This is a genomic window from Lentzea sp. NPDC042327 (assembly GCF_040647275.1).
Lineage (GTDB): Bacteria > Actinomycetota > Actinomycetes > Mycobacteriales > Pseudonocardiaceae > Lentzea.
This window is the reverse complement of sequence record NZ_JBEZBX010000002.1, coordinates 308,682-334,845: the sequence shown is the minus strand read 5'-3', so window position 1 is coordinate 334,845 and position 26,164 is coordinate 308,682. Positions and strand designations below refer to the sequence as shown.

Genomic DNA, 26,164 nt, shown 5'->3' with positions numbered 1-26,164 from the left:
CCTGAACAGTGACTGTCCGTGGTTTGAACGGATCTGGATCGAATACGTGATCGAGTCAGATGGCGTCGAGCACACGTGTGACGGTGACCACGTCTTCACCCAGTGCGGTGGCAAGGGATCCGCCCGCCGCCAACGGCACGACGTTCCACCACTCACCGCCGTCAGCGGGGCGCTCGACGGCGTCCAGGTGCACCTGGCTGCCCAGGACGCGCTTGCCGGCGAGCCCGGCCGCGGACGCGTCGACCGCCGGGTCGCCGACGACGAGCTGCTGGTGCAACAACGGCGTGCCGCACCGGGTCGCGCGCACCGACGTGGAGAGCACACCGGCTTTCTCGCCGACGCGGCCGAGCACCAGCACCTCGCGCAACGACAACACCGCGTGACCGTCCAATTCGGCCTCCACCACTGCGGTGTGACGCGCGCGGCCCGTCACGACCGTGGGCTCCGGCAGGTACCGGGCAATGCCCTCGATCGTGAACCGCACGACCGAGGACGACTCCGCACCGGACGGGCCGGGCAGCGCCAGCGTCGCCGCCACGCCCCGCAGGTCCAGCGCGGCACCGGGACCGACCGCGACGTCCAGCTCCAGGGCGTCCCCGCCGAGCGGGGACGTCACGGAGCTGACGAGGTGCACCAGCGCGACCGGACCGGCGCGGCGGTGCGGCACCAGCGTCAGGGGCGCCTGGGAGCGCAGGACGCGCACGACGCTGTTGCCGTGCCGGTCGAGCTCGACGACCAACCGCGCGGACGCCCTCACAGCTGCGCCAGCACCCACTTCGCGACCTCGGGCGCGTCCGGTGTCTCCACCAGCGACTGCGCGATCACCGGCAGCTCGCCGCGCATCCGGTGCGCGTCGGAGGTCATCACGTCCAGGTCGGCGCCGACCAGCGGGGCGAGGTCGGTCTTGTTGATCACCAGCAGGTCGGCGGTCGTGACGCCGGGGCCGCCCTTGCGCGGCACCTTGTCGCCGCCGGCCACGTCCACGACGAAGATCTGCCTGTCGACGAGGCCGCGGGAGAACACGGCGGTCAGGTTGTCGCCGCCGCTTTCGATGATCACCAGGTCGAGGCCGGTGAACCGGTGTTCCAGGCGTTCGACGGCGTCGAGGTTCGCGGTGATGTCGTCGCGGATCGCGGTGTGCGGACAGCACCCGGTCTGCACGGCCTCGATGCGCGCCGGGTCCAGCACGCCCGCGCGGCGCAGGAAGTCGGCGTCCTCGGTCGTGTAGATGTCGTTGGTGACCACCGCGAGCTCCAGCTGCGCGCCGAGAGCACGGCACAGCGCGGCGGTCAGCGCGGTCTTGCCGCTGCCGACGGGGCCGCCGATGCCGATGCGCGGCGCCTTGCCGTGGTGGTGGTCGTGCGGGTCAGGACCGTGGTCAGCTCCCAAAGAGACGCACCCCTTCACGTCGAACATGAGCCTCCGCCAAGAGGTCCAAGGCGGGTGAACCGAGCGCGGGCAGCTCCTTCGCGGCCCGCGCGGCGACCTCTTCCACCGGAAGCGCCGCCACGATCGCGTTGACCCCGAACGGGTCGAGTCCCAGCAGCCGCACCGCCGCGGACGCCGGTCCGCTGACGGCGAGGTAGGCGCAGGTCAGCGCGGCCTCGACCGGGTCGTCGACCAGCACGCCGATGACCAGCGGCTGGTGCGGGTCCGGCGGCAGGTCGCGCAGGCGCGCGGACGGCCACGCCCGCCGGGCCGCCCGCAGCATGCCGCGGCCCTGCGCCCGCGACGCCGCGCGCTGGGCGGGCGAGGGCGTGCGGGCGTCGAGCTCGGCGTCCAGCGTCGGGAGGTCCTCACCGCGGGCCGCGGCGGCGGCGAACCCGGCCGCGAGCAGCCCCGCGGTCTGCAACCGCCCGCGCAGGAACGACTCCAGCGACGGCTCGTCGTGCACGAGCCGCCGGGTGGCCGCCTCCTCCAGGCCACCGGAGTGCACGTGCCCGCCGCCGGGGAAGCGGGAGTCGGCGAGGATCAGCGCGGTCAGCATCAGAACAGGAAGTACCGCTGGGCCATCGGCAGCTCGGCGACCGGTGCCGGTTCCACCAGCTCGCCGTCCACGTGCACGGCGAAGCTGTCCGGGTCGACCCGCACGTCCGGCAGCGCGTCGTTCAGCACCATGTCCGCCTTGGACACCGAGCGGGTGTTCTCCACCGGCAGCACCCGCCGGGCGTACCGGTCGCCGATACCGGCCTCGACCGCCTCCGGTGCGACGAAGAAGACGCTCGACGCGGCACCGGCCGTGGCACCGAACATCGGCCGCGCCCACACCGGTTGCGGCGTCGGGATCGAGGCGTTCGCGTCACCCATGGCACCCCACGCGATGAAGCCGCCCTTCAGCACGACTGACGGCCGCACGCCGAAGAACTTCGGTTCCCACAGCACGAGGTCGGCGAGCTTGCCGGGTTCGACCGAGCCGACCTCGTCGGCGATGCCGTGCGCGATGGCCGGGTTGATCGTGTACTTCGCGACGTACCGCCGGGCCCGCAGGTTCGGGTCGAGGGTGTGGCGCTTCGACATCACGTGCGCGGTCTGCCAGGTGCGGATGACGACCTCGCCGACCCGGCCCATGGCCTGGGAGTCGGAGCTGATCATCGAGATGGCGCCCAGGTCGTGCAGCAGGTCCTCGGCGGCGATCGTGGTCGGGCGGATGCGCGACTCGGCGAACGCCAGGTCCTCGGGCACCGACGGGTTGAGGTGGTGGCAGACCATCAGCATGTCGAGGTGTTCTTCGAGCGTGTTGACGGTGTGCGGGCGGGTCGGGTTGGTCGACGACGGCAGCACGTTCGGCAGCGAGACGACCCGGATGATGTCCGGTGCGTGCCCGCCGCCCGCGCCCTCGGAGTGGTAGGCGTTGATCGACCTGCCACCGATGGCGTCCACTGTGGACTCCAGGAAGCCGGCCTCGTTCAACGTGTCCGTGTGGATGGCGACCTGGACGCCGGACTCGTCGGCGATGCGCAGGCACGCGTCGATCGCGGCGGGCGTGGTGCCCCAGTCCTCGTGCAGCTTGAACCCGCCGGCGCCGCCCCTGAGCTGTTCGCGCAGCGCTTCCTCGGAGACCGTGTTCCCCTTGCCCAGCAACAGGACGTTGACCGGCATGTGGTCCATCGACGTCAGCATCCGGTCGAGGTACCAGGCGCCCGGCGTGACCGTGGTGGCCTTCGTGCCCTCCGCAGGGCCGGTGCCGCCGCCGACCAGCGTGGTCAGGCCGGACGCCAGCGCCTCGTCCACGATCTGCGGGCAGATGAAGTGCACGTGGCAGTCGATGCCGCCCGCGGTGAGGATCTTCCCGTTGCCGGACAGGATCTCCGTCGACGGGCCGATGACCAGGTCGGGGTGGACGCCGTCCATCGTGTCCGGGTTGCCCGCCTTGCCGATCGCGACGATCCGGCCGTCCCGCACGCCGACGTCGGCCTTGACCACACCCCAGTGGTCGAGCACGACGGCACCGGTGATCACCAGGTCCGGCGCGCCCTCGGCACGGGTGGCGATCCCCTGCCCCATCGACTCGCGGACCACCTTGCCACCACCGAAGATCACCTCGTCGCCGGAGCCGGTGCCGCGGCTCAGGTCCTCGGTGACCTCGATGAACAGGTCGGTGTCGGCCAGCCGGATCTTGTCGCCGACGGTCGGGCCGAGCAGCTCGGCGTAGCGCTCCCGGTCGATCACCGCTGCAACCCCCTGACGATCCGCAGGCCGGCCAGCGGAACGAGCGACACCTCGCGCTCGACGCCGGGTTCGAAGCGCGTCGCCGTGCCCGCCGGGATGTCCAGCCGGTAGCCGAAAGCGGCCTCCCGGTCGAACTCCAGCCCGGCGTTGACCGACGCGAAGTGGAAGTGCGAACCGACCTGCACGGGCCGGTCGGCGGCGTTGACGACGGTGAGCGCGACCCGCGGCCGGCCCGGGTTGAGCTCGACCGGTTCGCTGCCGACGACGACCTCGCCCGGGGCGGGACCGGCGGACGGCGCGATCGGGTGGTGCACCGTGACGAGCTTCGTGCCGTCCGGGAACGTCGCCTCTACCTGCACCGAGTCGATCATCTCCGGCACCCCGCGCATGACCTGCTCCGGTGCGAGCACCGTGCGGCCGCTCTCCATCAGCTCGCTGACCGTCCGCCCGTCCCGCGCGCCCTCCAGCACGTGGTCGGTGACCAGCGCGACGGCCTCGGGGTAGTTCAGCAGCACTCCGCGTTCGAGCCTCCGCCGCGCCACGTCGGCAGCGACGTGCACGAGGAGCTTGTCCCGTTCATGCGGCGTCAGGTGCACAGCTTCGTTCTACCACTCGAAAGCCGTTTACCGCACAGTGGAAACCTCGCCGAAACATGAACGCACGCGGGGAGCTTTCGTTCACCAGGAGCGCACGAAAGGGCCCCGCGTGCCGCCGTGTCCACCGACCGGTGGACAACCGGGGTCGGCGGGGCGGTCGTCCCGGCCGGAGGGGGTGGAGAAGCAGGATTTGTGGCATGAACGCGATTCGAGTGCGAGGGCTGGAGAAGGCCTACGGGGGGCACCGGGCGGTGGCCGGGGTGGACCTCGACGTCGCCCGCGGTGAGGTGTTCGCGGTCCTCGGGCCGAACGGCGCCGGCAAGACGACGACCGTGGAGATCCTGGAGGGGCACCGCGACCGGGACGCCGGGGAGGTGAGCGTGCTCGGCGGCGACCCGGCGAAGGCGGGGCGGGTGTGGCGCTCGAAGCTCGGCATCGTCCTGCAGAGCGCGAGCGACGCCGCGAACCTCACCGTCCGCGAGGCCGTGCGGCACTACTCGGGGTTCTACGCGAACCCGCGTGACCCGGAGGAGGTCATCGACCTCGTCGGGCTCACCGAGAAGGCCAAGGCCCGCGCCGGCACGCTGTCGGGGGGTCAGCGGCGCCGGCTGGACGTGGCGCTCGGCATCATCGGGCGGCCGGAGCTCGTGTTCCTGGACGAGCCGACCACCGGGTTCGACCCGGAGGCGCGCCGCCAGTTCTGGGACCTGGTCCGGCTGCTGGCCGCCGAGGGCACCACGATCCTGCTGACCACGCACTACCTCGACGAGGCAGAGGCGCTCGCCGACCGCGTGGCCGTGCTCGCCGGCGGCCGGATCGTCGCCGAGGGCACGCCGCGGACGCTCGGCGGCCGCGCACACGCCGACGCCACCGTGCGGTGGCTGTCCGACAGCGGCTACACCGAGATCCGCACCTCCGAACCCACCAAGGCCGTCGCCGAGCTGTCCCGCCACGGCGAGCTCGCCGAACTCACCGTCACCCGGCCGTCGCTGGAGGACGTCTACCTGGAGCTGATCAAATGACCACCGCCGTGCTTCCCGGAACCCTGCGGCTCGGCCTCGCGAGGGGTGCGGCCGAGCTGAGGGACTTCTTCCGGCAGAAGGAGAACCTCATCTTCACGGTGTCGTTGCCGGCACTGCTGATGCTGCTGCTCGGCACCGTCTACGTGAAGGAACCGGCCGCCGCGCAGATGTTCGCCGCCAGCATGATCGGCGCGGGCATCATCTCGACCTCGTTCGTCGGGCTCGGCATGAGCGTCGTGGCCGACCGCGAGGACGGCACCCTCAAGCGCCTGCGCGGCACGCCGATGCCGTTCACGTCCTACTTCATCGGCAAGATCGTCCTGGTCTTCGTGACGAGCCTGTTCGAGGCGGTGCTGCTGGTCGCGGTGGGCGTGCTGCGGTTCGACCTGGAGCTGCCGTCGACCGCGGCGAAGTGGGGCACGTTCGCGTGGGTGTTCGTGCTCGGCGTCGTCTCGTGCTCGCTGATCGGTGTCGCGCTCAGCTCGATCGCGACCTCGACCCGCAGCGCGGCGGGCGTGCTGAACCTGCCCTACATCGTGCTGCAGTTCCTCAGCGGCGTGTTCATCATGCAGTCGGCGCTGCCAGAGTCGCTGCGCACGGTGGGGTCGTTCTTCCCGCTCAAGTGGGTGTGCCAGGGTTTCCGCTCGGTGTTCGCTCTGGACGAGAACTACGCGGTCATGGAGGCGGCGGGATCATGGGAGCTCGGCAGGACCGCCCTGGTGCTCGGGGCGTGGACGCTGGTGGGCCTGGTGGGGGTCAGCCGGACCTTCAGGTGGACGAACGGCAGTCGCTGATCACCTGGTACGTGCTCTTCGCGGTCACCCAGGCCACCGCGCTCGTCCTCATCCTGATCGACAACAACACCCTCGCCGACCGCCTGACGGCGGCGGGGTTGCTGGGACTGAACGCGCTGTGGTTCCTGTTCTACGGCCGCAAGCTGGTCCGGCGCGGGCACGAGGACTGGCACGGGTTCGTCTACGCCGCCGGCTCGCTCGCCACGTTCGCGCCGGCGGTGTGGTTCAGCGGCAACGCGACCTTCGCGCTGTTCGGCCTGGTGCCGCAGATCTACATGGTGCTGCCGACCGCGTGGGCGTTCCTGCCGATGGCGGTGTTCGTGTTCACGCCGCAGATCCTGACCTGGGCCGCGGGCGCCGTGCCCGCGCTGCCCTGGCCGGCCGCGCTGCTGATCATCGGCTTCTCGCAGGCCTTCGGGTGGGCGATCAGCCAGATCTCGCGGCAGAACGCGCAACGCGGTGAGCTGCTGCACCGCATCGAGGCGCTGACCATCGAGGCCGAGCGGGCCCGGTGGTCGGCGGAGATCCACGACACGCTGGCGCAGGGCTTCACGTCGATCATCACGCTGCTGCAGGGCGCGCAGCCGAACGTGGAGCTGGCACTGGCCACGGCACGGGAGAACCTGCGCGAGGCACGGGCACTGGTCGCCTCCACCGCACCGTCGCCTTTGGACGGTTCGTCGCTGGAGGACGCGTTGCGGCGCCTGGTGACCGGTGCGGCGCTGCCGTCGGCGTTCCGGGTGATCGGCGACTCGGTGGCGCTGCCGACGTCGGTGGAGGTGGTGCTGCTGCGGACGGCCCAGGAGGCGCTGACCAACGTGCTGCGGCACTCCGGTGCGTCCCGGGTGGACGTCGTGCTGCGGTTCGACGCCGACGGCGTGTCGCTGGAGGTCCGCGACGACGGCCGCGGCTTCGGCGACGCACCGGAGGGCTTCGGCCTGCGGGGCATGCGCGCCCGGCTGGAGCAGGTGGGTGGCAGGCTGTCCCTGTCGTCGGACGAGGGGGCCTCGGTGCTCGTGGAGGTGCCGCTGTGATCAGGATACTGCTGGTGGACGACCACCCGGTGGTGCGGCAGGGCCTGCGCGGCATGCTCGTGGCCGCGGACCTGGAGGTGGTCGGTGAGGCCGGTTCCGGTGCCGAGGCGATCTCCCAGGCCGCGGCGCTGCTCCCGGACGTCGTGCTGATGGACCTGCGCATGCCGGAGATGGACGGTGTGGCCGCGACCGCCCGGATCGTCGGGACGGGCCCGCGCGTGCTCGTGCTGACCACCTACGAGACCGACTCGGACATCCTCCGCGCGGTGGAGGCGGGCGCGTCGGGCTACCTGCTGAAGGACTCGACGACCGAGGACCTGATCGCCGCCATCCGCGCCGCCGCGCGCGGGGAGACGGTGCTGGCGCCGTCGATGGTCGCCAAGGTCGTCGGCCAGGTCCGGACCCCGCCGCTGTCGGCGCGGGAGGCCGAGGTGCTGCGGCTGGTCGCGAAGGGCCTGTCGAACGTCGAGATCGGACGGGCGCTGTTCATCTCCGAGGCCACGGTCAAGACGCACCTGCTGCGCGTGTTCAACAAGCTCGGGGTGTCCGACCGGACCGCGGCGGTCACCACGGCGATGGAGCGCGGGATGCTGCGGTGACGCGCCGAGCTCCCCGGCCCCACCGCACGCCGGGCGGCTTCCGGCAGTGACCCAGGACACCCGCCTGTCACCTGCCGGCCACCGGCCTGCAACACTGTGAACTCCGGCAACGGCGCCGGTCAGGTCCGTTAGAAGACTCACCGCCCCGGAGGCGTGACCACATGACCCAGACCGCCGATCCGACCTCGTTGGTGCTGCCCGCCGACCTCAAGCCGTCCGACGGCCGCTTCGGCTGTGGACCGTCCAAGGTGCGCCCGGAGGCCGTGCAGGCCCTGGCCACCGAGGGTGCGGCCCTGCTCGGGACGTCGCACCGGCAGAAGCCCGTCAAGAACCTCGTGGGCCGGGTGCGGTCCGGTCTGCGCGAGCTGTTCGCGCTGCCCGACGGGTACGAGGTCGTGCTCGGCAACGGTGGCACGACGGCGTTCTGGGACGCGGCGTCCTTCGGGCTGGTCCGCGAGACGGCGCAGCACTTCACCAACGGTGAGTTCTCGTCGAAGTTCGCGAAGGTCACGCAGACGGCGCCGTTCCTGAAGGACTCGCTCGTCACCAAGGCCGAGCCGGGCACGGCGCCGGAGCTGTTCTACGCCGAGGGCGCCGACCTGGTCGGATGGGCGCAGAACGAGACCTCGACCGGTGTGGCCATGCCCGTCACCCGCATCGAGGGCTCCGAGCAGGCGCTGATCGCCATCGACGCCACGTCGGGCGCGGGTGGCCTGCCGGTCAAGGCAGAGGACTTCGACGTCTACTACTTCGCGCCGCAGAAGTCCTTCGCGAGCGACGGCGGCCTGTGGCTCGCGCTGATGTCGCCGAAGGCCCTGGAGCGCGTCGAGGAGCTCAAGGACCGCTGGGTGCCGGAGTTCCTGTCGCTGCCGACCGCGCTCGACAACTCCACGAAGGACCAGACTTACAACACGCCGTCGGTGGCCACGCTGTTCCTGCTGGCGCACCAGATCGACTGGATCAACGGCAACGGCGGCCTCGACTGGGCCGTCGCGCGCACCAAGGACTCGTCGGACCGGCTCTACTCGTGGGCCGAGAAGACCGCGTACACCACGCCGTACGTCGAGAAGGCCGCTGACCGCTCGCAGGTCGTCGGCACGATCAACTTCTCCGACGACGTCGACGCCGCCACCGTGGCGAAGGTGTTGCGCGCCAACGGGATCGTGGACGTGGAGCCGTACCGCAAGCTCGGCAAGAACCAGCTGCGGGTGGCGATGTTCCCGGCCATCGAGCCGAGCGATGTCACGACCCTGACCCAGGCGATCGACTGGGTCGTCGGCCAGCTCTGACAGCGCACGCGGGGAGCTTTCGTACTCTCGGAGAGTACGAAAGGTCCCCGCGTGCGTTCAGGCGAGGGCCTCGGTGGGGGATTGGCGGGCGGCCCGCACCGCCGGGTAGAGCCCGGAGATCGCGCCGATGAGGATCGCGGCGCCCACTCCGCCGAGCAGGGCGGGCCACGGCAGTGCCGCCGGCCACCGCTGGCTGATCGAGTACCCGGCCGTGACCGCGACACCCACGATCACGCCGACCAGCCCGCCGAGGCCGGACAGCAGCACCGACTCGGTGAGGAACTGCCACCGGATCTGCCGCCGGGTCGCCCCGAGCGCCCGCCGCAGCCCGATCTCCCTGCGCCGTTCCAGCACCGAGATCACCATCGTGTTCGCCACGCCGACACCGCCGACGAGCAGCGCGACCCCGCCCAGACCGAGGAACAGGGCGTTGTAGGAGCTCTCCGCGAGCTTCTGCGCCTCCAGCGCCTCCGAGGGCCGCGACACCTTGACCTCGTTGGCCTGCTTCGGGTTCAGCGTCGGGCCGAGCAGCCTGCGGACGTCGTCCACCTGGTCGGGTGTGGTGCGCACGTAGACCGTGCCGGCGTTGCCCTCGAACCCGAACGCCTCCTTGGCCGCTTCCCAGCCGACCAGCGCCGAACGGTCGATCTCCGGCGAGAGCGGCAGCGGGCCGAGAATGCCGACCACGGTGAACCACTGGCCGTCGATCCACAGCTGCACACCGGGCTCCTGCACGCCCAGGCGCGCGGCCGCGGTGCCCCCGAGCACCACCGACTTCTCCCCCGGCGACAGCCACCGGCCGGCGCGGACCTCGGCGTGCAGCACCGCGAGCAGGTCCTGTTCGGCGGCCTGCACCTGCAACCCGAGCGTGTCGCTGGCGGGCACCAGGTCGTTCTTGCGGACGCTCGCGGAGATCTTGCCCGTCGCGCTCGCCGCCGACACCGCGCCGATCCGCCTGGCCATCGGCACCGCGGTCTCCGGCAGCTTCGCGTCCTGGCCGAAGAAGTCCTGGCCGGGTGCGGCGGTGAGCAGGTTGGTGCCCAGCCTGGACATCTCCTCCCGCAACGCGGCGGCGCTGGAAGCGGGGATGCCGACGACCGCGACGACGGCGGCGATGCCGATCGCGATGCCCAGTGCCGACAGCACGGCGCGGACCGGGCGGGTCCTCATGCCGAAGAACCCGAGGCGCAGCAGGTCGATCACACGACCACCCCGTCGCGGACCTCGACCCGGCGCGGTGCCCACGCCGCGATGTCCCGGTCGTGGGTGATCATCACGATCGTCGTGCCGTCGGAGTTGAGGCTGTCCAGCAGCTCCAGCACGCCCGCGCCGTTCTTCGTGTCCAGGTTGCCGGTCGGTTCGTCGGCCAGCAGGATTCTCGGCGTGTTCACCACGGCCCGCGCGATCGCGACCCGCTGGCGTTCACCACCGGAGAGCTCGTGCGGCTTGTGCAGCGCCCGGTGGATCAGCCCGACCCGGTCCAGTGCGGACATCGCCATCGAACGCCGCTTCGAGCGCGGCACGCCGGCGTAGACGAGGCCGGAGGCCACGTTCTCGATGGCGGACAAGCCGTCCGTGAGGAAGAACTGCTGGAACACGAACCCGATCGTGCGGGCCCGCAGCGCCGAGAGCGCGTTGTCCGACAACGACGAGATGTCGTGGCCGTCGATCTCGACCCGGCCCGTCGTGGGCTTGTCGAGCGTGCCCATCAGGTGCAGCAGCGTCGACTTCCCCGAACCGGACGGTCCCACGATGGCGAGCATCTCCCCGCCCCCGACGGTCAGGGAGACGTCGCGCAGCGCCTGCACGCCACCGGGGTAGGTGCGGCTCGCGCGGTCGACGGTGATCACTCGGTGGTCACCACCTTCACACCCTCGCGCAGGCCGTCGCCCTGGACCTCGACCTGGCCCTTGGCGAAGATGCCGACGGTGACCGGGATGGTCCTGCCGTCGTCGGTGACGACGCCGTAGCCGCCCTCGGCCGACGCGAGCAGCGCGCCGATCGGCACCGCCAGGACGTCCTGCTTCTTCGCCACGGTGAACAGCGCCGTGACGTTGGCGGTCTCGACGCCTTCCGCGGCAGCGGGGTCGTCGACGGAGATCGTCAGCACGATCTTGGCCTTCTGACCCTGGTTGGGGTCGCCCGCCGTGCGGGTGATGCCGGTGATCGTGCCGGTGGTGGGCTTGCCGCCGGTGATCGACAGCTCGACCTTCTCGCCCTGCTTGGCGAGGCGCTGCTTGGCCGTGTCCAGCTCGACGGTGACCGCGCGTTCGGTGCCGGTGACCTTCATCAGGTCACCGCCGGCGGGGGCGCCGAGCTGGGCGGTCAGCGCCGCGACCCGGATGGCGCCCGGCTGGACGACGACGTCGCCGGTGCCGAGCTTCCCGGTCTGCTCCAGGCCGTTGGCCTTCTGCCACTTCTTCAACGCCGTGGCGGTGTAGTAGGTGAACTTCTCATCCGGAGTGCCGAAGTCCTTGTACCCCAACGCGGCGAGGTTCTCCTCCACCACCTTGACGTCGGGTCCGTTCGACATGCCCTGTTCGAGGTCGCGGTAGAGCGGCAACGAACCGTAGAACAGCGGCACCGGCTTGGCGTCCGCGTGGAACACCGGCTTGCCCTGCTCGATGACGGCACCCTGGTTCGGCAGCCCGGTGACGGTGCCGCCCTTCCGGCTCGCCAGACCGCGCTCGGCACCGAAGCCGAGCTGGCCGGTCAGCTGCTGCTGGTCGGCGAGGTCCGTCCGCTTCACCGGCACCGTCTTCGCCGGGTCGTTCCGCAGCGGTGCGGCGCCTGCCTGGTCGGCCGCGACCCTCGTGAGGACCACGACCCCGCCGGTGCCGAGCACCACCGCGGCGACGAGCGCGGCGACGACGACCTTCCTGTTGATGCGGCGGGTCATCCGACGGGCCTCGCCGCGACCATGCCCTCACCGAGGCCGCAGTCCTTCATGTCCTGCTTGACCTTGTCGTTCTCCAGGTCGGGGAGCTCGATCGTGTCGGTGGGGCCGCCGCCCTCGAACTGCGGGTCCGGCCAGTTGTAGCCCCTGTCGCGCATGCACTTCGCCTGCTGGCGCAGCTTGTCCTGCTCCTCGGGCGACGGCGGCTTGAGCTCGCCGCCGTTGGGCAGGTGCTGCTTGCAGGCCTCGTGGGCGGTCTTCATCTTGTCCTGGTCGAGTGCGACGCCGTCCTCGCCGCCGATCGCGATGCCGACGCGGCCGTCGTCCTGCGGGTCCGGCATGTTGATGCCGTTCTCCCGCATGCACTGGGCGAACTCGACCATGTCGCCCCTCTTCTGGTCGTTCTGGGCGGCCGGTTGTTCTTCCGTCCCGCAGGCGCTCAACGCGAGGAGCAGCCCCAGCAGCACAGCGGTGGTGGTCTTCATGGCGACAGGTCTACGGAGGACGTCATTCGACGGCGTTAAGCGAAAGGCTTTATCCAGTGCTTATGCCCCGTTCGCGGAGACTGTGCGGCATGCGTGTGCTGGTGGTCGAGGACGAACGGCTGCTCGCGGACACGGTCGCCGAGGGCCTGCGCCGGTTCTCGATGGCGGTCGACGTCTGCTACGACGGGGAGGCGGCCCTCGAACGCGTGGGCGTGCACGCCTACGACGTGGTGGTGCTCGACCGGGACCTGCCGCTGGTGCACGGCGACCAGGTGTGCGGGGCCGTGCACGCCCGCGGTGGTGAGGCGCGGGTGCTGATGCTGACCGCGGCGGCCGAGGTGGACGACCGGGTCGCCGGACTGGGGCTCGGTGCCGACGACTACCTGACCAAGCCGTTCGCGTTCGCCGAGCTGGTGGCACGGGTGCAGGCGCTGGGACGGCGGGCGCGGCCCGCGTTGCCGCCGGTGCTCGAACGCGCGGGCGTGACGCTGGACCTGCCGCGGCACCAGGCGTCGCGGGACGGGCGGTTCCTGCCGCTCTCACCCAAGGAGTTCGCGGTGCTGGAGGTGCTGATGCGGGCGGAGGGCACCGTCGTGAGCGCGGAGGAGCTGCTGGAGAAGGCGTGGGACGAGCACGCCGACCCGTTCACCAACGCCGTGCGGGTGGCGGTGATGACGCTGCGCCGCAAGCTGGGCGCACCGCAGGTCATCGAGACCGTGCCCGGTGCCGGCTACCGGTTCGGCCCGTGACGCTGCGGACCAGGCTGACGGCCTGGTACGCGGGGGTGTTCCTGATCGCGGGCGTCGCGCTGGTCGGGCTGAACTACTGGCTGCTCGCGGACTGGTTCCTGCCCGCCGACGGGGTCGCGCTGGCCACGCAGGGGATGGTGACGCGGCCACTGGAGGTGGAGCCGGTGCAGCAGACGGTGGACGTGACCAGGCTGCCCGCGGACGCCGTGGTCATGACGGCCGCGGCGGTCAAGACCGACGTCATGGGCACCGTGCTGTGGCAGTCCGCCATCGCGCTGGTGGTCGCCGCCGTGCTGGCCGCCGGGCTGGGCTGGGTGGTGGCCGGGCGGGTGCTGGCGCCGTTGCACGAGATCACCACGACCGCGCACCGGCTGGAGGCGACCCGGCTCGACCAGCGGATCGAGCTGGAGGGCCCGCCGGACGAGCTCAAGGAGCTCGCGGACACCTTCGACGGCATGCTCGACCGGCTCGCCTCGTCGTTCGACAGCCAGAAGCGGTTCGTCGCGAACGCCTCGCACGAGCTGCGCACCCCGCTGGCCGTGCAGCGGACCCTGATCGAGGTGGCGCTGGCCGACCCGGACGTCACCGAGGAGACGCGCAGGCTCGGCGCGCACCTGCTCGACACGAACGAGCGGAGCGAGAAGCTCATCGACGGGCTGCTGGTGCTCGCGCGGAGCGACCGCGGGCTCACCACGCGTGAGCTGGTGTGGCTCGACGAGGTCGTGGAGGACGAAATCGAGGCGTGCGCGGCACTTTCCGCCGAGAAAAAGGTCACGTTTGCGGTTCGGACACGCAGGTATCTGGTCGACGGCGACCCCGTCCTACTTGCCCAGCTCGTCGGCAACCTGGTGCGCAACGCGGTGCTCTACAACGAGCCGGGCGGGTCCGTCACGGTAGAGCTTGATCAAGACCTCGTCGTCGCGAACACCGGTCCCACCGTGCCTGCGCAGGCGGTACCCGGTTTGTTCGAGCCCTTTCGACGTCTGCGCGACCGCACGGGCACGGCCGGATCGGGCCTCGGGCTGTCGATCGTGCAGTCCGTGGCGAAGGCGCACGGCGGCTCGGCGAAAGCTCGTCCGAACGGGGGAGGAGGGCTGGTGGTCCAGGTGAACCTTCCGGAAACCGGCGTGCGGCAGGGCCCGTGAACTGGCAAGATCACGTAAAGATATCGGCGAGTCTCCCACCTCTTGGCGGCTCGTTGTCTTAACGTTCTTCGCTGGCGAGGTGCAGATTCAGGGAGGCCACGATGCGAGCGCTGCGAGTCATCGGGCTCGACGAGGACGGCAAGTCCGTCATCCTCGAGGACCCCGAAAACCGCGGCGAGCGCTTCAAGCTCCCCGCCGACGAGCGCCTGCGGGCGGCACTGCGCGGTGACCTGGCCCGTCTCGGCCAGATGCAGATCGAGTCGGGCGAGGCCCAGATGCGGCCGCGCGAGATCCAGGCCCGCATCCGCGCCGGCGAGTCGATCGAGCAGGTCGCCGCTGCCGCCGGGCTGCCCACGCACCGCGTCGAGCGCTTCGCCTACCCCGTGCTCCTGGAGCGGTCGCGCACGGCCGACATGGCCCAGCGCGCGCACCCGGTGCGCGAGGACGGGCCGGACGTCCAGACGCTGGGCGAGGTCGTCGCGCACTCCTTCGGGCTGCGCGGCCACGACCTGAGCGACACGTCGTGGGACTCGTGGCGTGGTGACGACGGCCGCTGGATCGTGCAGCTGCACTGGAAGACCGGTCGTTCGGACAACCGCGCGCACTGGGCGTTCCACCCCGGTGCGCAGGGCGGCACGGTCACGGCGCTGGACGAGGCCGCGGTCGACCTGATGGACCCGAACCCGAACCGCACGCTGCGCACGGTGCGGCCGGTGACGCAGCTGGCCCGGCAGGCGCTGGAGGCGGCTCCGGTGATCATCGGCCCCGGTCCCGTGGTGGACGAGCCGGTCGCACCCGCACCGCCGGCACCGGTGGTGGAGAAGCCCGCGCAGGAGGACCTGCCCGAGCCGGAGCCCGTTCCGGCCCAGGCGACGGACTCCCCCGCCACCGCGGTGGCGGAACCAGAGGCACCCGCGGCGGAGAAGCCGGTCCGCAAGGACGCTCCGCCCAAGAGGGGGAAGAAGAACCACCCCATCGTGCCGTCGTGGGAAGACGTTTTACTCGGCGTGCGGTCGAACCGCTGACTGAAGGGCCGACGCCGTCATGGGACGTCGTGTCGCGCTGGCTGCCGGAGTGGGTGCACTCCTCGGGCTGGTCTGGTGGGGGGTGTTCGGACTCATCGCGTCCGGCGCCGTCTGCACGAAGGACGACTACGGGTGCCTCGGCACCGCCGTCATGACCGTGCCGGTGTTCACGGTCGTGGCGTCGGTGCTGGGGTGGCTCGCGCTGCGCGCGGTGAAGCTGGCCCGGCCGTGGCTGGCCGTGCCTGCGGTGGTCATGGCCGTGGCGACGACGGTGTTCTTCGCGCTCGGGTTCTTCTGGGCGGCCGTGCCGATCTTCGCCGTGTTCTTCGCGCTGGCCGCGGTGCTCACCACCCCGCCGCGGTCGTGAAGGTGTTGTGGAGGTTCCGTGCACAACGGCCTGACCAGGTGCTTGATCAGGTAGTCCTGGGCGCATGGTGGTGCGCGTGGTCGTGGGGCGGTGACCGGAGCGGTCGTCGGCGCGGGTTTTCTGGTGACGCTGCACCAGCTTCCGTCCAGGGGTCCGGCCTACCTGGTGTTCGCGGCGATCCCGGTGCTGTTCGCGTTCTGGACGTTCGTGGCCGGTGTGCTGATCGCCGGCGGGTTCCGGCTGGGGCGGCAGGAGCGCGGCTGGTGGGCGACCGGGATCGGCAGCGGGCTGTGGGTCGTGGTGGTCGTGTCGCTGGTGATGGCGCGGACGTTCTCGAAGCACGCCTACCCGCAGTACGCCGAGACCGCGTTGATCCTCGTGCCGTGTGTGGCCTACGCGCTCGCGGCGCTCTTCACATCGAGACGTCCCGTGGAGTCACACAGCTGAAAGGTGTGGGACGGCCACTGCCAGGGGTACCCGTCGGCAGGTTTTTCGGGTCCCCACGAGCGATTACGGTGGCAGGCGTGACAGAACAGAGCACCGCGGGCAAGACGGGCAAGGCGGGGCGCCGGTTGTTGCTGCGCGTCGTCCTGTCGATGGCCGTCGGCGCCGGGCTGGTGCTCGGCTGGACGTGGGCCTACGAGGGCGGCGTGCTCAAGTCGTGGCTCGACAGCCAGTCGATGTCGGAGTTCCTGCTGCTGGTGCTGGTCGGGCTGCCGCTCGCGCTGGTGTCGTCGCTCGTGCTCGCCGGCCCGGTGCTGTGGGTGTTCGGGGTGCGGCCGGTGTGGCCGGTCATCCTGCTCGGGCCGGTGCTGCTCGGCATCGGGCTGTACCTCAAGGTGCACGAGCCGCTGCTCGCGTGGTTCTCGAACCGGCACCACGCCGAGGCGCTGCTCGCGGCCGTGGCCTACGGGCTCGTGGCGTTGTTCACGTTCAAGAAGGCGTAGGCACCTCGTCCAGCAGGTGCAGGTCCCAGCCCTCGCGCTCGCACCAGTCCTCCGCCTCCTCGCGGGAGAGGACCGCCGCGTGCTTCGGGCGCTGGCCGCCGAGGTGGTCCCAGCCGTCGGGCGCCAGGACGTAGTTCACCCCATCGCGTGATGCGATGAGCCGTCCGTGTGGAAACGCCATCGTCTGCTGGGTGCGCAGAAACCGCGTCATGGTGGTCATCGTGCCCTTGACCTCGACCTATGTCGAGCCGGGAGGGTCGGGGCAGCGAAAAACCGGATGCTGAGTGTCGGTGCTCCTTCGTACTGTCGAGGAACACCAAGAGGGGGCTCATCGCGTGAGCGATCAACGAAACACGACGATCAGGACGTTGCGGAGGTTGTGGCCGTACGTGCGGCCGTACCGCGCGCGGATGACCGTCGTGCTGACGGCGACGATGCTCGCGATGCTGTGTGGGCTCGGCATCCCGTTGCTCACCCAGCGCATCGTCGACGGACCCATCCAGAACAAGGAGACCGCGGTCCTGCCGTGGCTGATCCTGGGCGTGCTGGTGCTCGGGCTCGGCGAGGCGGGCCTGTTCTACGTGCGGCGCAAGCTCGCGGCGCGACCCGCCGCCGAGGTCGAGGCCGCCATGCGCGCCGACCTCTACCGGCACCTGCAGCGGTTGCAGGTCTCGTTCCACGACCGGTGGCAGTCCGGTCAGCTGCTGTCCCGCGCCACGAACGACCTGAGCACCATCAGGCGGTTCGTGGCGTTCGCGATCGTGTTCCTGATCGTCAACTCCGTGGTCATCGTCATTGGCATGGGGATCATCGCGTTCCTGTCGCCGTGGCTGGTCGTCGTGTCGTTGTGCGGCGCGCTGCCGTTGATCGTCATCTCGTACTTCTTCGAGGCGAAGTTCAAGGTCGTCGCGCGCAAGGCGCAGGACCAGGCGGGCGACCTGACCACGACGGTCGAGGAGTCGGTGCTCGGCATCCGGGTGCTGAAGGCCTTCGGGCGCGGCCCGGAGCTCTCGAAGCGGTTCCTGGCGCAGGCCCGTGAGCTGCGCGGGACCGAGCTGAACAAGATCTCGATCCTGGCCGCGCTGTGGTCGGTGCTGATCGTGCTGCCGGAGCTTTCCATCGCGGGCATGCTCGCGGTCGGCGCGGTCGGCATCGTGAACGGCTGGCTGACCGTCGGTGCGCTGGTGGCGGCGGTGGCGGTCAGCGCGTACCTGCGGTGGCCGATCGACTCGATCGGCTGGCTGCTCGCCGAGACGAACCAGGCGGCGGCCGCCGCCGAGCGCTACTGGGAGGTCCGCGACGTCGAGGTGACGATCAGCGGGCCGGAGCGGCCGGTGTCGCTGCCGGAACCGGTGCGCGGGCACGTGCGGTTCGAGGACGTGCGCTTCGCGTTCGAGGACGGCCGCGAGGTGCTCGCCGGTGTCGACCTCGACCTGCGGCCGGGCGAGACGCTGGCGCTGGTCGGCGCGACCGGGTCGGGCAAGACGACGCTGACGGCGCTCGTGCCGCGGCTGGCGGACGTGACCGGTGGCCGCGTGACGATCGACGGCGTGGACGTGCGGGACCTGTCGCTGGAGGAGCTGCGGCGAGTGGTCGGCACGGCGTTCGAGGAGCCGGTGCTGTTCTCCGCGTCGGTGACCGAGAACGTGGCGCTGGGCGTGCCGGACGTCGACGAGGACCGGGTGCGCGAGGCGTTGCGGGTGGCGAAGGCCGAGGAGTTCGTGGACGCGCTGCCGTGGGGGCTCGCGACGCGGATCGGTGAGCAGGGGCTGTCGTTGTCCGGTGGGCAGCGGCAGCGGCTGGCGCTGGCCCGCGCGGTCGTCGGCAGGCCGGCGGTGCTGGTGCTGGACGACCCGCTGTCGGCGCTGGACGTGCACACCGAGGCCGAGGTCGAGGCGGCGCTGCGGCGGGTGCTGCACGGCGTGACGGCGCTGGTGGTCGCCCACCGCCCGTCCACGGTGCAGCTGGCCGACCGGGTGGCGTTGCTGGTCGACGGCCGGATCGCCGCGGTCGGGTCGCACCGGGAGCTGCTGGAGACGAACGACGAGTACCGGCGCCTGCTGTCCAGCACGGACGACGAACTGGTGGAAGAGGAGGTGGCGTCGTGAGCGACGTGGTCGTGCAGCAACAGCGGGAAGAAGAGTGGCGCGGCGTCGCCGCCGAGGAGATCGAGGAGCTGTCGCACTCGACGGGGCTGCGGTTGCAGGCCCGGTCGCGGCGGCTGCTCGGCTCGCTGCTGCGCCCGCACGTCGGCCGCGCCTCGGTCGCGGTCGCGGCGGTCGTCGGCGGCAACCTCGCGAACCTCGCGGGCCCGCTGCTGATCGCCGCGGCGATCGACAAGGGCATCCCGGCCGCCGTCGACGGCGGCACGTCGATCCTGGTGTGGTGCGTCGCCGGGTACGCGATGTGCGCGGTGCTGATGACGTTCCTGCGCTGGGCGTTCCTGCGGGTGTCCGGCCGGGTCGGCCAGGACCTGCTGCTCGACCTGCGCGGACGGATCTTCCGGCACTCGCAGCGGCTGTCGGTCAGCTTCCACGAGTCGTACACGTCCGGCAAGGTCATCTCCCGCCTGACCAGCGACGTCGACGCGATGCAGGACCTGCTCGAAGAGGGCCTCGACAGCCTGTTCAACGCGGCGCTGTCCGTGGTGGGCATCGCGGTCGTCCTGCTGTGGCTCGACGCACCGCTGGCCGCGGTCGTGCTGGCGGGCTTCCTGCCCGCGTACCTGATCTGGCGCTGGTTCCGCCGCCGTTCGATGGAGGCCTACCGCGGCACCCGCGGTGCCATCGCCAAGATCATCGTGCAGATCGTCGAGTCGATGAACGGCATCCGCGCGGTGCAGGCGTTCCGCCGCCAGCCGCGCAACGAGCAGATCATGACGGGCCTGAACGCCCGGTACCGCGACGCGAACACCGACGCGCTGGGCGTGATGGCCGCGTTCACCGCGACGATCCGCGTCATCGGCAACGTGTCGCTGGCCGTGGTGCTGGCGTGGGGCGCGTACCGGGTGACGTCCGGTTCGCTGGAGCTGGGCGTGCTCGCCGCGTTCACCCTGTACCTGCGCCGCTTCTACGACCCGTTCGACGAGCTGGCGATGTTCGCGAACTCCTACTCCGCGGCCGCGGCCGCGCTGGAGAAGATCTCCGGTGTCCTGGAGGAGGAACCGTCGGTGCCGGAACCCGCGTCCCCGGTGGCCCTGCCGCACGCACGCGGCGCGATCCGGTTCGCCGACGTGGAGTTCACCTACCCCGGTTCCGCGCGGATGGTGCTGCCGAAGTTAACGCTGGACGTGCCGGCCGGCCAGACCGTGGCACTGGTCGGCGCGACCGGTGCCGGCAAGACCACCCTGGCCAAGCTCGTGGCCCGCTTCTACGACCCGTCGGCGGGCGCCGTGCAGCTCGACGGCGTGGACCTGCGCTCCCTGGCGGACGAGGACCTGCGCCGCGCGGTGACGATGGTGACCCAGGAGAACTTCCTGTTCTCCGGCTCGGTCGCCGACAACATCGCCCTCGGCCGCCCCGAGGCCTCCCGCGCCGAGATCGAGGCAGCGGCAGCGGAGGTGGGCGCACACGAGTTCATCGCAGCCCTCCCCGGCGGCTACGACACCGACGTGCGCAAACGCGGCGGCCGCCTCTCCGCGGGCCAACGCCAGATGGTCGCCTTCGCGCGCGCCTTCCTGGCAAATCCCGCGGTCCTGGTCCTCGATGAGGCAACATCGTCGCTGGACGTCCCGACCGAACGCGCCGTCCAGGCCGCCCTGGAAACCGTCCTGGCCGACCGGACCGCGTTCATCATCGCCCACCGCCTGTCCACGGTCCTGATCGCCGACCGCGTCCTGGTCGTGGACGGTGGCATTGTGGTGGAAGACGGCTCCCCCGCGGAGCTGATCGGTGAGCGGGGCCGGTTCGCGGCCCTGCACACGGCCTGGCGCGACTCGCTCGCGTAGCGGCCTGGGTCGCGTTCGCGCCAATGGGGATCTGGCGCGAACGCGATCCCACGACGGCGGCTGGGCCGCCTGGCGGGCGGCGTTCGAAGGCCTTGGCGGTCGCCTGCGGTGGGCCAGGAGCCCCCGGCTGTCGCCTTGAGAGCAGGGCCGGGGTGGGCCCGTCGCCTGCCGCGTTGCCACCAGGACTGGGCTGAGCCCGGACCATGCCGGTCCGTCTCGCTTCGCTCAACCGGCTCCGCCGGTGTCACCAGGCGGAAAGCGGCCGGCTTCCATCGAACAGCGCGGTCGATCGTTCTCCCCGCCCTCCCCCGTCCGATAGGTTCTGCGACGTAACCACCGGAGGAGGGGTTCGTGGAGTTGCGAGTTCGGGACGGCCGCGCCGTGCTCGCCGGGGAGGACGAGACCGGCGAGCGTGAGGTCGACCCGCACAGCCTGCCCCTCGGCGCTGATCTGGCCGAGGCACTGCACGAGTGGGCGAAGGTCGCCGATGCCGTCGTGCGGACCGAGACGCCTGCGGACGGGGTGGCCAGTGCGCTGGTCGCGCGGCGGGGCAAGCAGCTCGCGGGCAGACTCGCGGCGGTCATGAACACGCCGGTGCGGTACACGGACCCGGTGAGCGGCGAGCAGGTCAGCGTCGACGCGCCCGAGGAGGCGGTGGCGGAGCAGACCGTGCAGACGGTGGTGGAGGACCGGGAGGAAGAGCCGGAGCCGACGCCGTGGGGGACGGGGCTGACGGTCAGCTTCATCACGGCCGCCATCGTCACGGTCACGGTCGTGTCGTTGTCGCTCGGGCTGGGTGAGACGAGCCGGTGGCTGGCGCTCATCGCCAACGTGCTGGTGGTGGGTGGCTTGGCGCCGAGTGTGTGGCTCGGCCGCAAGGTGCCGGTGTGGCGGTGGGTGTCCTACGGCGTGGTCACCGGGGTGCTGGTGGCCTGGGTCGTGCTGATCCTGACGCTGCTCTAGAGGAGCGCGTAGAAGGCGACGGCGCCGGCGGTGGCCACGTTCAGGGAGTCCACGCCGGACGACATCGGGATGCGGACGGCGAGGTCGGCCGCAGCGATGGCCTCGTCGGTGAGGCCCGGGCCCTCCGAGCCGAGGAGGACGGCGACGCGGCGGCCGCGCAAATTGGCGTCTGCAAGATGCAGGGCAGCGGGGCGTGGCGTGAGGGCGGCAACTGTATAACCCTTTTGCCTCAACATGTTCAGCGTCACGGGCCACTGATCCGTGGTAGCGAACGGGACGCGCAGGACGTGGCCCATCGAGACGCGCACGCTGCGGCGGTAGAGGGGATCGCTGCAGCCGGGGCCGAGGACGACGCCGTCGATGCCGAGCGCGGCGGCGTTGCGGAAGATCGAGCCGAGGTTCTCGTGGTCGCCGACGCCCTCCAGGACGGCGAGGCGCTGGGCGCCGTCGGTCAGGGTGTCCAGGTCCACGGCGGGAGCGCGGTCGGCGGCGGCCAGCACACCGCGGTTCAAGTGGAAACCGACGACCGACGCCATAACCTCCGCTGACGTCACGTAAGCAGGAACGTCCAGCTCAGAGAGGTCGAGCGCCTCAACGCGGCGGCGCACGCCGAGCAGTCCGCGCACGGGGTACGGGGAGGCCAGCAGACGTTCCACCACGACCACGCCCTCGGCGATCACGAGACCGCGCCCACCCGGCCGGTCGGGCCTGCGGTCGGCCGTCGACAGGTCGCGGAAGTCGTCCAGCCGGGGGTCCGCGGGGTCGTTGATCTCGATCACTGTTGCCACGCGGGAAGTTTTGCACCCGGCTCGTCGTGGAACAGGCCGGGTAGTCCGGAGGGCGGAACGCCGCACGCCCGACCAGGGGATGATCGCTGGTTGTTACCCCGACGTGACAGAGAGCACCGATTTGGGCGATGTCAACGAGGTTACCGCTGTGTCAAGTTGGGCGTTCCGCCTGGCCCGCGCCCACCGGCGCCGAGCGAAGGGGTAGCGGCATGGGAAGTGAAGTGTCCAGCCGCACGTTCACCAGAGACGATCGTCAGCGTTACCGCTCGAAGATGCAGCGGAGTCTGGACGCCTTGGCGACGATGCTCGCAGAAGACACGTTCTCCTTTCCCCGTCAGCAGATGGGTCTCGAGATCGAGCTGAACCTCGTCGACGACGCGATGCGGCCGGCGATGACGAACTCCGAGGTGCTCGAGAAGATCGACGACCCCTCCTACACCTTGGAGCTGGGGCAGCAGAACCTGGAGATCAACGTCCCGCCGCGCGAGCTGGCCGGCGGTGAGATGCTCGGCCTGGAGGAGGAGCTGCGCACCTCGCTCGACAACGCCGACGCCAAGGCCAACGACGTCGGCGCCAACCTCGCCATGATCGGTGTGCTGCCCACGCTGAGGGAACGGCACTTCGACCGGAAGTGGCTCTCGGAGAGCCCGAGGTACGCGCTGCTCAACGACACCATCTTCGCCGCACGCGGCGAGGAGATGGTGCTGCACATGGAAGGCCCGGCGATGCCGGGCAAGGGCCCGGAGAAGCTCCTGACCTACGCGGAGTCGATCCTGCCCGAGGCGGCGTGCACGTCGGTGCAGCTGCACCTGCAGGTGGAACCGACCGACTTCGCCGCGCACTGGAACGCGGCGCAGTGCCTGGCCGGGGTGCAGGTCGCCATCGCGGCGAACTCCGCGTTCCTGCTGGGCAAGGCGCTCTGGCACGAGACGCGCATCCCGCTCTTCCAGCAGGCCACCGACACGCGCCCGGACGAGCTCAAGAACCAGGGCGTCCGCCCGCGCGTGTGGTTCGGTGAACGGTGGATCACGTCGATCTTCGACCTGTTCGAGGAGAACGTGCGCTACTTCCCCAGCCTGCTGCCGGAAACCGACGACGAGGACCCGATCGAGAGCCTCGAAGCCGGTGGTGCGCCACGGCTTTCCGAGCTGCGCCTGCACAACGGCACGATCTGGCGCTGGAACCGGCCCGTCTACGACGTCGTCGACGGCGTGCCGCACCTGCGCGTGGAGAACCGGGTGCTGCCGGCGGGCCCGACGGTCCTCGACACGATGGCGAACGCCGCGTTCTTCTACGGGACCCAGCGCGCGCTCACCGCACAGGAACGTCCACTGTGGACGCAGATGTCGTTCCAGGCGGCCGAGGAGAACCTCTACACCGGCGCACGCCACGGCATGAACGCCCAGCTGTACTGGCCGGGCATCGGCTGGATCCCGCCGGACGAGCTGGTGCTGCGCCGGCTGCTGCCGATGGCGCACGAGGGGCTGCGCGACTGCGGTGTCTCCGACGAAGCTCGCGAACGCTACCTCGGCGTGATCGAGCAGCGTTGCCTCGCCCGCCGCACCGGGTCGTCGTGGCAGCGGGAAACCGTTGCGCTGCTGGAGGAACGCGGCATGTCGCGGGAGGCCGCGCTGTCCGGGATGCTCAAGCGGTACATGGAGCTGATGCACGCGGGCGAGCCCGTGCACTCGTGGCACGTCGGGTAGGTCCGCACCGGTCGTCCCCTGTGGCCGGCGTCAACGGCGCCGCCGGCCACGAGCACCGCATCGACTAGCGGCGGCGGCCCGCCTTCAGCGGCGCGACGTCGGCGCCGTCGTGCGAGATCCGGCACTCCTCCGGCGTCACGGCCTCGACGGCCAGGGTCAGCTCGCCCTTCACCCCCGTGTAGATCGACTCGCCGCGCGAGGCCAGCGAGGCGTGCACGCGGTTGGAGTCGGTGAAGTCGCGCTCGTCCTTCACCCGCTTCTTGCCGGTCTCCTCCGGGCGCGTCGCGCTGCGCAGGTTGACCTCGAGCCAGGCGGCCACCTCGGCGGGCGAGGTCAGCACCTCCTCCGGCGTGCGCTCCAGGCGGACCTGGCGAGGAGAGGCGTGGTCGAGCGAAGTGTGCTCCACATAGGCGTGCCAGTGGGTGTTGCGCATCGACCAGGTCTGTTCGACCGGCCAGTCCTCCTCGGTGGTCATGCTCCTATCTTCCACCCTTAGCGCGTGGAAACGTGAGGAGGTCACGCACGTTGATCTCGCGGTCCACCCGCACGGCCGAAGCGAGCCGCCGGTCGTGGGTCACCAGCAGCAACGTCCCCTCGTAGGTGTCCAGGGCCTGTTCGAGCTGCTGGATGGCCGGCAGGTCCAGGTGGTTGGTCGGCTCGTCGAGCACCAGGCAGTTCGTCCCGCGCGCCTGCAGCAGCGCCAGGCCCGCGCGGGTGCGTTCGCCCGGTGAGAGCTCACGGGCGGGGCGCAGCACGGCGTCCGCGCCCACCCGGAACTTCGCCAGCAGCGTGCGCACCTCGACGTCCTCCAGGCCCGTCGCGTCGGCGACGATCCGCAGCACGGGCGTGCCGGAGCTGAACTCGGCGCGCAGCTGGTCCACCTCGCCGACGACGACGCCCGGCCCGATCGAGCGTTCGCCGCTCACGAGCGGGATGCGGCCGAGCAGGGCGCCCAGCAACGTCGACTTGCCCGTGCCGTTCGGGCCGGTGATCCGCCACCGCTCCCCCGCGCCGATCGTGAGGTCGACCGGTCCGAGCGTCACGTCGCCGCGGCTCACGACGGCCTGGCGCAGCGTGAACGCGACCGAGCTGCCCCGTCCCGCGCTCGGCAGGGTGAGGCGCAGCTCCCAGGCCTCGCGGGGTTCCTCGACCTCCTCCAGCCTCGCGAGCCGCCGGTCCACAACGGACGCCTTCGCGCCGAGCGACTCCGCGGCGCGCTTGCGGCCGGCCCGGACGTTGCGGTCCGGTTCGTCGTTCAGCGCCTTGGCGTTCGTGGCCCGGCGGGCGCCCTTGCGCGACCACTCCCTGGTCTGCCGCGACCGCTGCACGAGCGAGTCGCGCTGGGCCGTGTAGCTCTCGTACTCCTCGTGCGCACGCCGTTCCGCGTTCGCCCTCTCCTCGACGTAGGCGTCCCAGCCGCCGCCGAACACGGTGAGGCCGTGGGTGAACTCGTCGAGCTCGGCGATCTCGGTCGTGGTGCGCGCCAGGAACTCCCGGTCGTGGCTGACGAGCACGACCGCGCCCGGATGGCCGTTCACGTGCGCCTCCAGGAGGTCGAGCCCGTCGGCGTCCAGGTCGTTGGTCGGTTCGTCGAGCAGCAGCACGTCGGCGCGCGTGAGCAGCACCGCCGCCAGCCGCAGCCGCGCCTGCTGGCCACCGGACAGCTCGTCCGGCGCACGGCCGTCGAGCAGGTCGGCGGGCAGGCCGAGGCGCTGGCACACGGCCTCCGCGCGGTCGTCGAAGTCACCGGCACCGATGGCGGTCCAGTGGTCGAGCGCGTCCGGGTAGTCCGCGCCGCCGCCCGCGGCCAGCTGCTCGGCCGCGCGCTGCAGCCACGCCTCCGCGGGCGCGACGCCGGTGCGGCGGGCGAGGTGGTCGCGCAGGGACTCCCCGGCCACGGGGAGGGTCTCCTGCGTCAGGTGCGCGACCGTCCCGGTGGCCGAGACGGTTCCGGTCTCCGGCGGGAGCTCCCCCGCGAGCAGGCGGAGCAGCGTGGACTTGCCGACACCGTTGGGTGCGATCAGGCCGACGCGGTCACCAGGCGAAACATCGAGATCAACCTCCGAGATCACGGTCCTCGGACCGAACGACAGCGAAATCTTCCTGGCTGTCAGCACGGACACGCTCACGACGCTACCGGCCGC

Annotated in this window: 28 protein-coding genes; 15 read left to right on the top strand and 13 right to left on the bottom strand. The window is 71.1% G+C overall.

Annotation, left to right across the window (positions count from 1 at the left end):
* Positions 1 to 55 precede the first annotated feature (55 nt).
* The 5 genes from AB0A63_RS05440 to AB0A63_RS05420 are packed head-to-tail and all read right to left on the bottom strand — an operon-like array spanning position 56 to position 4,265.
* Positions 56 to 757, bottom strand: coding sequence for an urease accessory protein UreD (locus AB0A63_RS05440; RefSeq protein ID WP_360385625.1), 702 nt, complete (start codon positions 755 to 757; stop codon positions 56 to 58).
* Entirely contained in the window at positions 754 to 1,416 is a 663-nt protein-coding gene (ureG, locus tag AB0A63_RS05435) for an urease accessory protein UreG (protein WP_360385623.1), read from the bottom strand. Before ureG ends, AB0A63_RS05440 begins: the two co-directional genes overlap by 4 nt.
* A complete protein-coding gene (locus tag AB0A63_RS05430) occupies positions 1,379 to 1,990 on the bottom strand; it encodes an urease accessory UreF family protein (protein ID WP_360386636.1) in 612 nt (203 codons plus the stop codon). The genes ureG and AB0A63_RS05430 overlap by 38 nt, the downstream gene beginning before the upstream one ends.
* Entirely contained in the window at positions 1,987 to 3,666 is a 1,680-nt protein-coding gene (locus AB0A63_RS05425) for an urease subunit alpha (protein WP_360386634.1), read from the bottom strand. Before AB0A63_RS05425 ends, AB0A63_RS05430 begins: the two co-directional genes overlap by 4 nt.
* A complete protein-coding gene (locus AB0A63_RS05420) occupies positions 3,666 to 4,265 on the bottom strand; it encodes an urease subunit gamma (RefSeq protein ID WP_360385621.1) in 600 nt (199 codons plus the stop codon). Before AB0A63_RS05420 ends, AB0A63_RS05425 begins: the two co-directional genes overlap by 1 nt.
* Positions 4,266 to 4,462: 197 nt before the next feature.
* Between AB0A63_RS05420 and AB0A63_RS05415 the strand changes: the two genes are divergently transcribed.
* From AB0A63_RS05415 to serC, 5 genes are all read left to right on the top strand, one after another.
* Positions 4,463 to 5,287 carry an ABC transporter ATP-binding protein gene (locus AB0A63_RS05415; RefSeq protein WP_360385619.1) on the top strand — a complete coding sequence of 275 codons (825 nt, stop codon included), beginning with the start codon at positions 4,463 to 4,465 and terminating at the stop codon, positions 5,285 to 5,287.
* A complete protein-coding gene (locus AB0A63_RS05410) occupies positions 5,284 to 6,081 on the top strand; it encodes an ABC transporter permease (protein ID WP_360385617.1) in 798 nt (265 codons plus the stop codon). Before AB0A63_RS05415 ends, AB0A63_RS05410 begins: the two co-directional genes overlap by 4 nt.
* A complete protein-coding gene (locus AB0A63_RS05405; RefSeq protein WP_360385615.1) occupies positions 6,060 to 7,115 on the top strand; it encodes a sensor histidine kinase in 1,056 nt (351 codons plus the stop codon). The genes AB0A63_RS05410 and AB0A63_RS05405 overlap by 22 nt, the downstream gene beginning before the upstream one ends.
* Positions 7,112 to 7,714, top strand: a complete 603-nt coding sequence (locus AB0A63_RS05400) for a response regulator transcription factor (RefSeq protein WP_360385613.1) — start codon at positions 7,112 to 7,114, stop codon at positions 7,712 to 7,714. The genes AB0A63_RS05405 and AB0A63_RS05400 overlap by 4 nt, the downstream gene beginning before the upstream one ends.
* Before the next feature lie 161 nt (positions 7,715 to 7,875).
* Positions 7,876 to 9,003: a phosphoserine transaminase gene (serC, locus tag AB0A63_RS05395; protein ID WP_360385611.1), complete on the top strand. Its 1,128-nt coding sequence runs from the start codon at positions 7,876 to 7,878 to the stop codon at positions 9,001 to 9,003.
* A 57-nt stretch (positions 9,004 to 9,060) separates the two neighbouring features.
* On the opposite strand, the gene AB0A63_RS05390 is transcribed toward serC, so the two are convergent.
* Genes AB0A63_RS05390 through AB0A63_RS05375 form a run of 4 tightly spaced genes read right to left on the bottom strand, consistent with a single transcriptional unit; the run spans position 9,061 to position 12,384 of the window.
* Positions 9,061 to 10,173, bottom strand: a complete 1,113-nt coding sequence (locus AB0A63_RS05390) for an ABC transporter permease (RefSeq protein ID WP_360386632.1) — start codon at positions 10,171 to 10,173, stop codon at positions 9,061 to 9,063.
* Between the two features lie 29 nt (positions 10,174 to 10,202).
* Positions 10,203 to 10,853 (bottom strand): ABC transporter ATP-binding protein, encoded by a 651-nt coding sequence (locus AB0A63_RS05385; RefSeq protein ID WP_360385609.1) that lies wholly within the window; start codon positions 10,851 to 10,853, stop codon positions 10,203 to 10,205.
* Positions 10,850 to 11,902, bottom strand: coding sequence for a peptidoglycan-binding domain-containing protein (locus tag AB0A63_RS05380; protein WP_360385607.1), 1,053 nt, complete (start codon positions 11,900 to 11,902; stop codon positions 10,850 to 10,852). Before AB0A63_RS05380 ends, AB0A63_RS05385 begins: the two co-directional genes overlap by 4 nt.
* Positions 11,899 to 12,384 carry a hypothetical protein gene (locus tag AB0A63_RS05375; RefSeq protein ID WP_360385605.1) on the bottom strand — a complete coding sequence of 162 codons (486 nt, stop codon included), beginning with the start codon at positions 12,382 to 12,384 and terminating at the stop codon, positions 11,899 to 11,901. Before AB0A63_RS05375 ends, AB0A63_RS05380 begins: the two co-directional genes overlap by 4 nt.
* 89 nt (positions 12,385 to 12,473) lie before the next feature.
* Here AB0A63_RS05375 and AB0A63_RS05370 point away from each other — a divergent pair, with 89 nt between their 5' ends.
* The 6 genes from AB0A63_RS05370 (at position 12,474) to AB0A63_RS05345 (ending at position 16,617) form a co-directional block, all read left to right on the top strand.
* The gene (locus AB0A63_RS05370; protein ID WP_360385603.1) at positions 12,474 to 13,133 is read left to right on the top strand and encodes a response regulator transcription factor; all 660 of its coding nucleotides are present in this window, start codon (positions 12,474 to 12,476) and stop codon (positions 13,131 to 13,133) included.
* Positions 13,130 to 14,278 carry a HAMP domain-containing sensor histidine kinase gene (locus AB0A63_RS05365; protein WP_360385601.1) on the top strand — a complete coding sequence of 383 codons (1,149 nt, stop codon included), beginning with the start codon at positions 13,130 to 13,132 and terminating at the stop codon, positions 14,276 to 14,278. Before AB0A63_RS05370 ends, AB0A63_RS05365 begins: the two co-directional genes overlap by 4 nt.
* Before the next feature lie 101 nt (positions 14,279 to 14,379).
* Positions 14,380 to 15,303, top strand: a complete 924-nt coding sequence (gene sepH / locus AB0A63_RS05360; protein ID WP_360385599.1) for a septation protein SepH — start codon at positions 14,380 to 14,382, stop codon at positions 15,301 to 15,303.
* Between the two features lie 19 nt (positions 15,304 to 15,322).
* The gene (locus AB0A63_RS05355; protein ID WP_360385597.1) at positions 15,323 to 15,670 is read left to right on the top strand and encodes a hypothetical protein; all 348 of its coding nucleotides are present in this window, start codon (positions 15,323 to 15,325) and stop codon (positions 15,668 to 15,670) included.
* Between the two features lie 90 nt (positions 15,671 to 15,760).
* Entirely contained in the window at positions 15,761 to 16,117 is a 357-nt protein-coding gene (locus AB0A63_RS05350) for a hypothetical protein (protein WP_360385595.1), read from the top strand.
* A 77-nt stretch (positions 16,118 to 16,194) separates the two neighbouring features.
* Positions 16,195 to 16,617: a hypothetical protein gene (locus AB0A63_RS05345; protein ID WP_360385593.1), complete on the top strand. Its 423-nt coding sequence runs from the start codon at positions 16,195 to 16,197 to the stop codon at positions 16,615 to 16,617.
* Here AB0A63_RS05345 and AB0A63_RS05340 read toward each other — a convergent pair.
* Complete coding sequence (locus AB0A63_RS05340; RefSeq protein WP_360385591.1) at positions 16,604 to 16,828, bottom strand: hypothetical protein; 225 nt, start codon at positions 16,826 to 16,828, stop codon at positions 16,604 to 16,606. The two genes, AB0A63_RS05345 and AB0A63_RS05340, sit on opposite strands and share 14 nt — an antisense overlap.
* A 124-nt stretch (positions 16,829 to 16,952) precedes the next feature.
* Here AB0A63_RS05340 and AB0A63_RS05335 point away from each other — a divergent pair, with 124 nt between their 5' ends.
* The 3 genes from AB0A63_RS05335 to AB0A63_RS05325 all read left to right on the top strand — a co-directional run bounded on the left by AB0A63_RS05335 (position 16,953) and on the right by AB0A63_RS05325 (position 21,526).
* A complete protein-coding gene (locus tag AB0A63_RS05335; RefSeq protein ID WP_360385589.1) occupies positions 16,953 to 18,725 on the top strand; it encodes an ABC transporter ATP-binding protein in 1,773 nt (590 codons plus the stop codon).
* A complete protein-coding gene (locus tag AB0A63_RS05330; RefSeq protein WP_360385587.1) occupies positions 18,722 to 20,563 on the top strand; it encodes an ABC transporter ATP-binding protein in 1,842 nt (613 codons plus the stop codon). The genes AB0A63_RS05335 and AB0A63_RS05330 overlap by 4 nt, the downstream gene beginning before the upstream one ends.
* 351 nt (positions 20,564 to 20,914) lie before the next feature.
* A complete protein-coding gene (locus tag AB0A63_RS05325) occupies positions 20,915 to 21,526 on the top strand; it encodes a DUF2537 domain-containing protein (RefSeq protein WP_360385585.1) in 612 nt (203 codons plus the stop codon).
* Here the strand turns inward: AB0A63_RS05325 and AB0A63_RS05320 are convergent.
* On the bottom strand, positions 21,523 to 22,314 hold the full coding sequence (locus tag AB0A63_RS05320; RefSeq protein ID WP_360385583.1) for an RNA methyltransferase: 792 nt from the start codon (positions 22,312 to 22,314) through the stop codon (positions 21,523 to 21,525). The two genes, AB0A63_RS05325 and AB0A63_RS05320, sit on opposite strands and share 4 nt — an antisense overlap.
* 209 nt (positions 22,315 to 22,523) lie before the next feature.
* On the opposite strand from AB0A63_RS05320, the gene AB0A63_RS05315 reads away from it, so the two are divergent.
* Positions 22,524 to 24,020 carry a glutamate--cysteine ligase gene (locus AB0A63_RS05315; RefSeq protein WP_360385581.1) on the top strand — a complete coding sequence of 499 codons (1,497 nt, stop codon included), beginning with the start codon at positions 22,524 to 22,526 and terminating at the stop codon, positions 24,018 to 24,020.
* 64 nt (positions 24,021 to 24,084) lie between these two features.
* Here AB0A63_RS05315 and AB0A63_RS05310 read toward each other — a convergent pair whose 3' ends face one another.
* Positions 24,085 to 24,495 (bottom strand): hypothetical protein, encoded by a 411-nt coding sequence (locus AB0A63_RS05310; protein ID WP_360385579.1) that lies wholly within the window; start codon positions 24,493 to 24,495, stop codon positions 24,085 to 24,087.
* A gap of 4 nt (positions 24,496 to 24,499) precedes the next feature.
* Positions 24,500 to 26,143 (bottom strand): ABC-F family ATP-binding cassette domain-containing protein, encoded by a 1,644-nt coding sequence (locus tag AB0A63_RS05305; RefSeq protein ID WP_360385577.1) that lies wholly within the window; start codon positions 26,141 to 26,143, stop codon positions 24,500 to 24,502.
* Positions 26,144 to 26,164 lie beyond the last annotated feature (21 nt).

What these genes read in the sequence shown, in the direction of transcription:
- ureG (WP_360385623.1), bottom strand. Translation starts at nt 1,416, where the DNA reads ATGTTCGACGTGAAGGGGTGCGTCTCTTTGGGAGCTGACCACGGTCCT.
- AB0A63_RS05415 (WP_360385619.1), top strand. Translation starts at nt 4,463, where the DNA reads ATGAACGCGATTCGAGTGCGAGGGCTGGAGAAGGCCTACGGGGGGCAC.
- AB0A63_RS05410 (WP_360385617.1), top strand. Translation starts at nt 5,284, where the DNA reads ATGACCACCGCCGTGCTTCCCGGAACCCTGCGGCTCGGCCTCGCGAGG.
- serC (WP_360385611.1), top strand. Translation starts at nt 7,876, where the DNA reads ATGACCCAGACCGCCGATCCGACCTCGTTGGTGCTGCCCGCCGACCTC.
- AB0A63_RS05390 (WP_360386632.1), bottom strand. Translation starts at nt 10,173, where the DNA reads ATGAGGACCCGCCCGGTCCGCGCCGTGCTGTCGGCACTGGGCATCGCG.
- AB0A63_RS05380 (WP_360385607.1), bottom strand. Translation starts at nt 11,902, where the DNA reads ATGACCCGCCGCATCAACAGGAAGGTCGTCGTCGCCGCGCTCGTCGCC.
- AB0A63_RS05375 (WP_360385605.1), bottom strand. Translation starts at nt 12,384, where the DNA reads ATGAAGACCACCACCGCTGTGCTGCTGGGGCTGCTCCTCGCGTTGAGC.
- AB0A63_RS05370 (WP_360385603.1), top strand. Translation starts at nt 12,474, where the DNA reads ATGCGTGTGCTGGTGGTCGAGGACGAACGGCTGCTCGCGGACACGGTC.
- sepH (WP_360385599.1), top strand. Translation starts at nt 14,380, where the DNA reads ATGCGAGCGCTGCGAGTCATCGGGCTCGACGAGGACGGCAAGTCCGTC.
- AB0A63_RS05355 (WP_360385597.1), top strand. Translation starts at nt 15,323, where the DNA reads ATGGGACGTCGTGTCGCGCTGGCTGCCGGAGTGGGTGCACTCCTCGGG.
- AB0A63_RS05340 (WP_360385591.1), bottom strand. Translation starts at nt 16,828, where the DNA reads ATGACGCGGTTTCTGCGCACCCAGCAGACGATGGCGTTTCCACACGGA.
- AB0A63_RS05315 (WP_360385581.1), top strand. Translation starts at nt 22,524, where the DNA reads ATGGGAAGTGAAGTGTCCAGCCGCACGTTCACCAGAGACGATCGTCAG.
- AB0A63_RS05310 (WP_360385579.1), bottom strand. Translation starts at nt 24,495, where the DNA reads ATGACCACCGAGGAGGACTGGCCGGTCGAACAGACCTGGTCGATGCGC.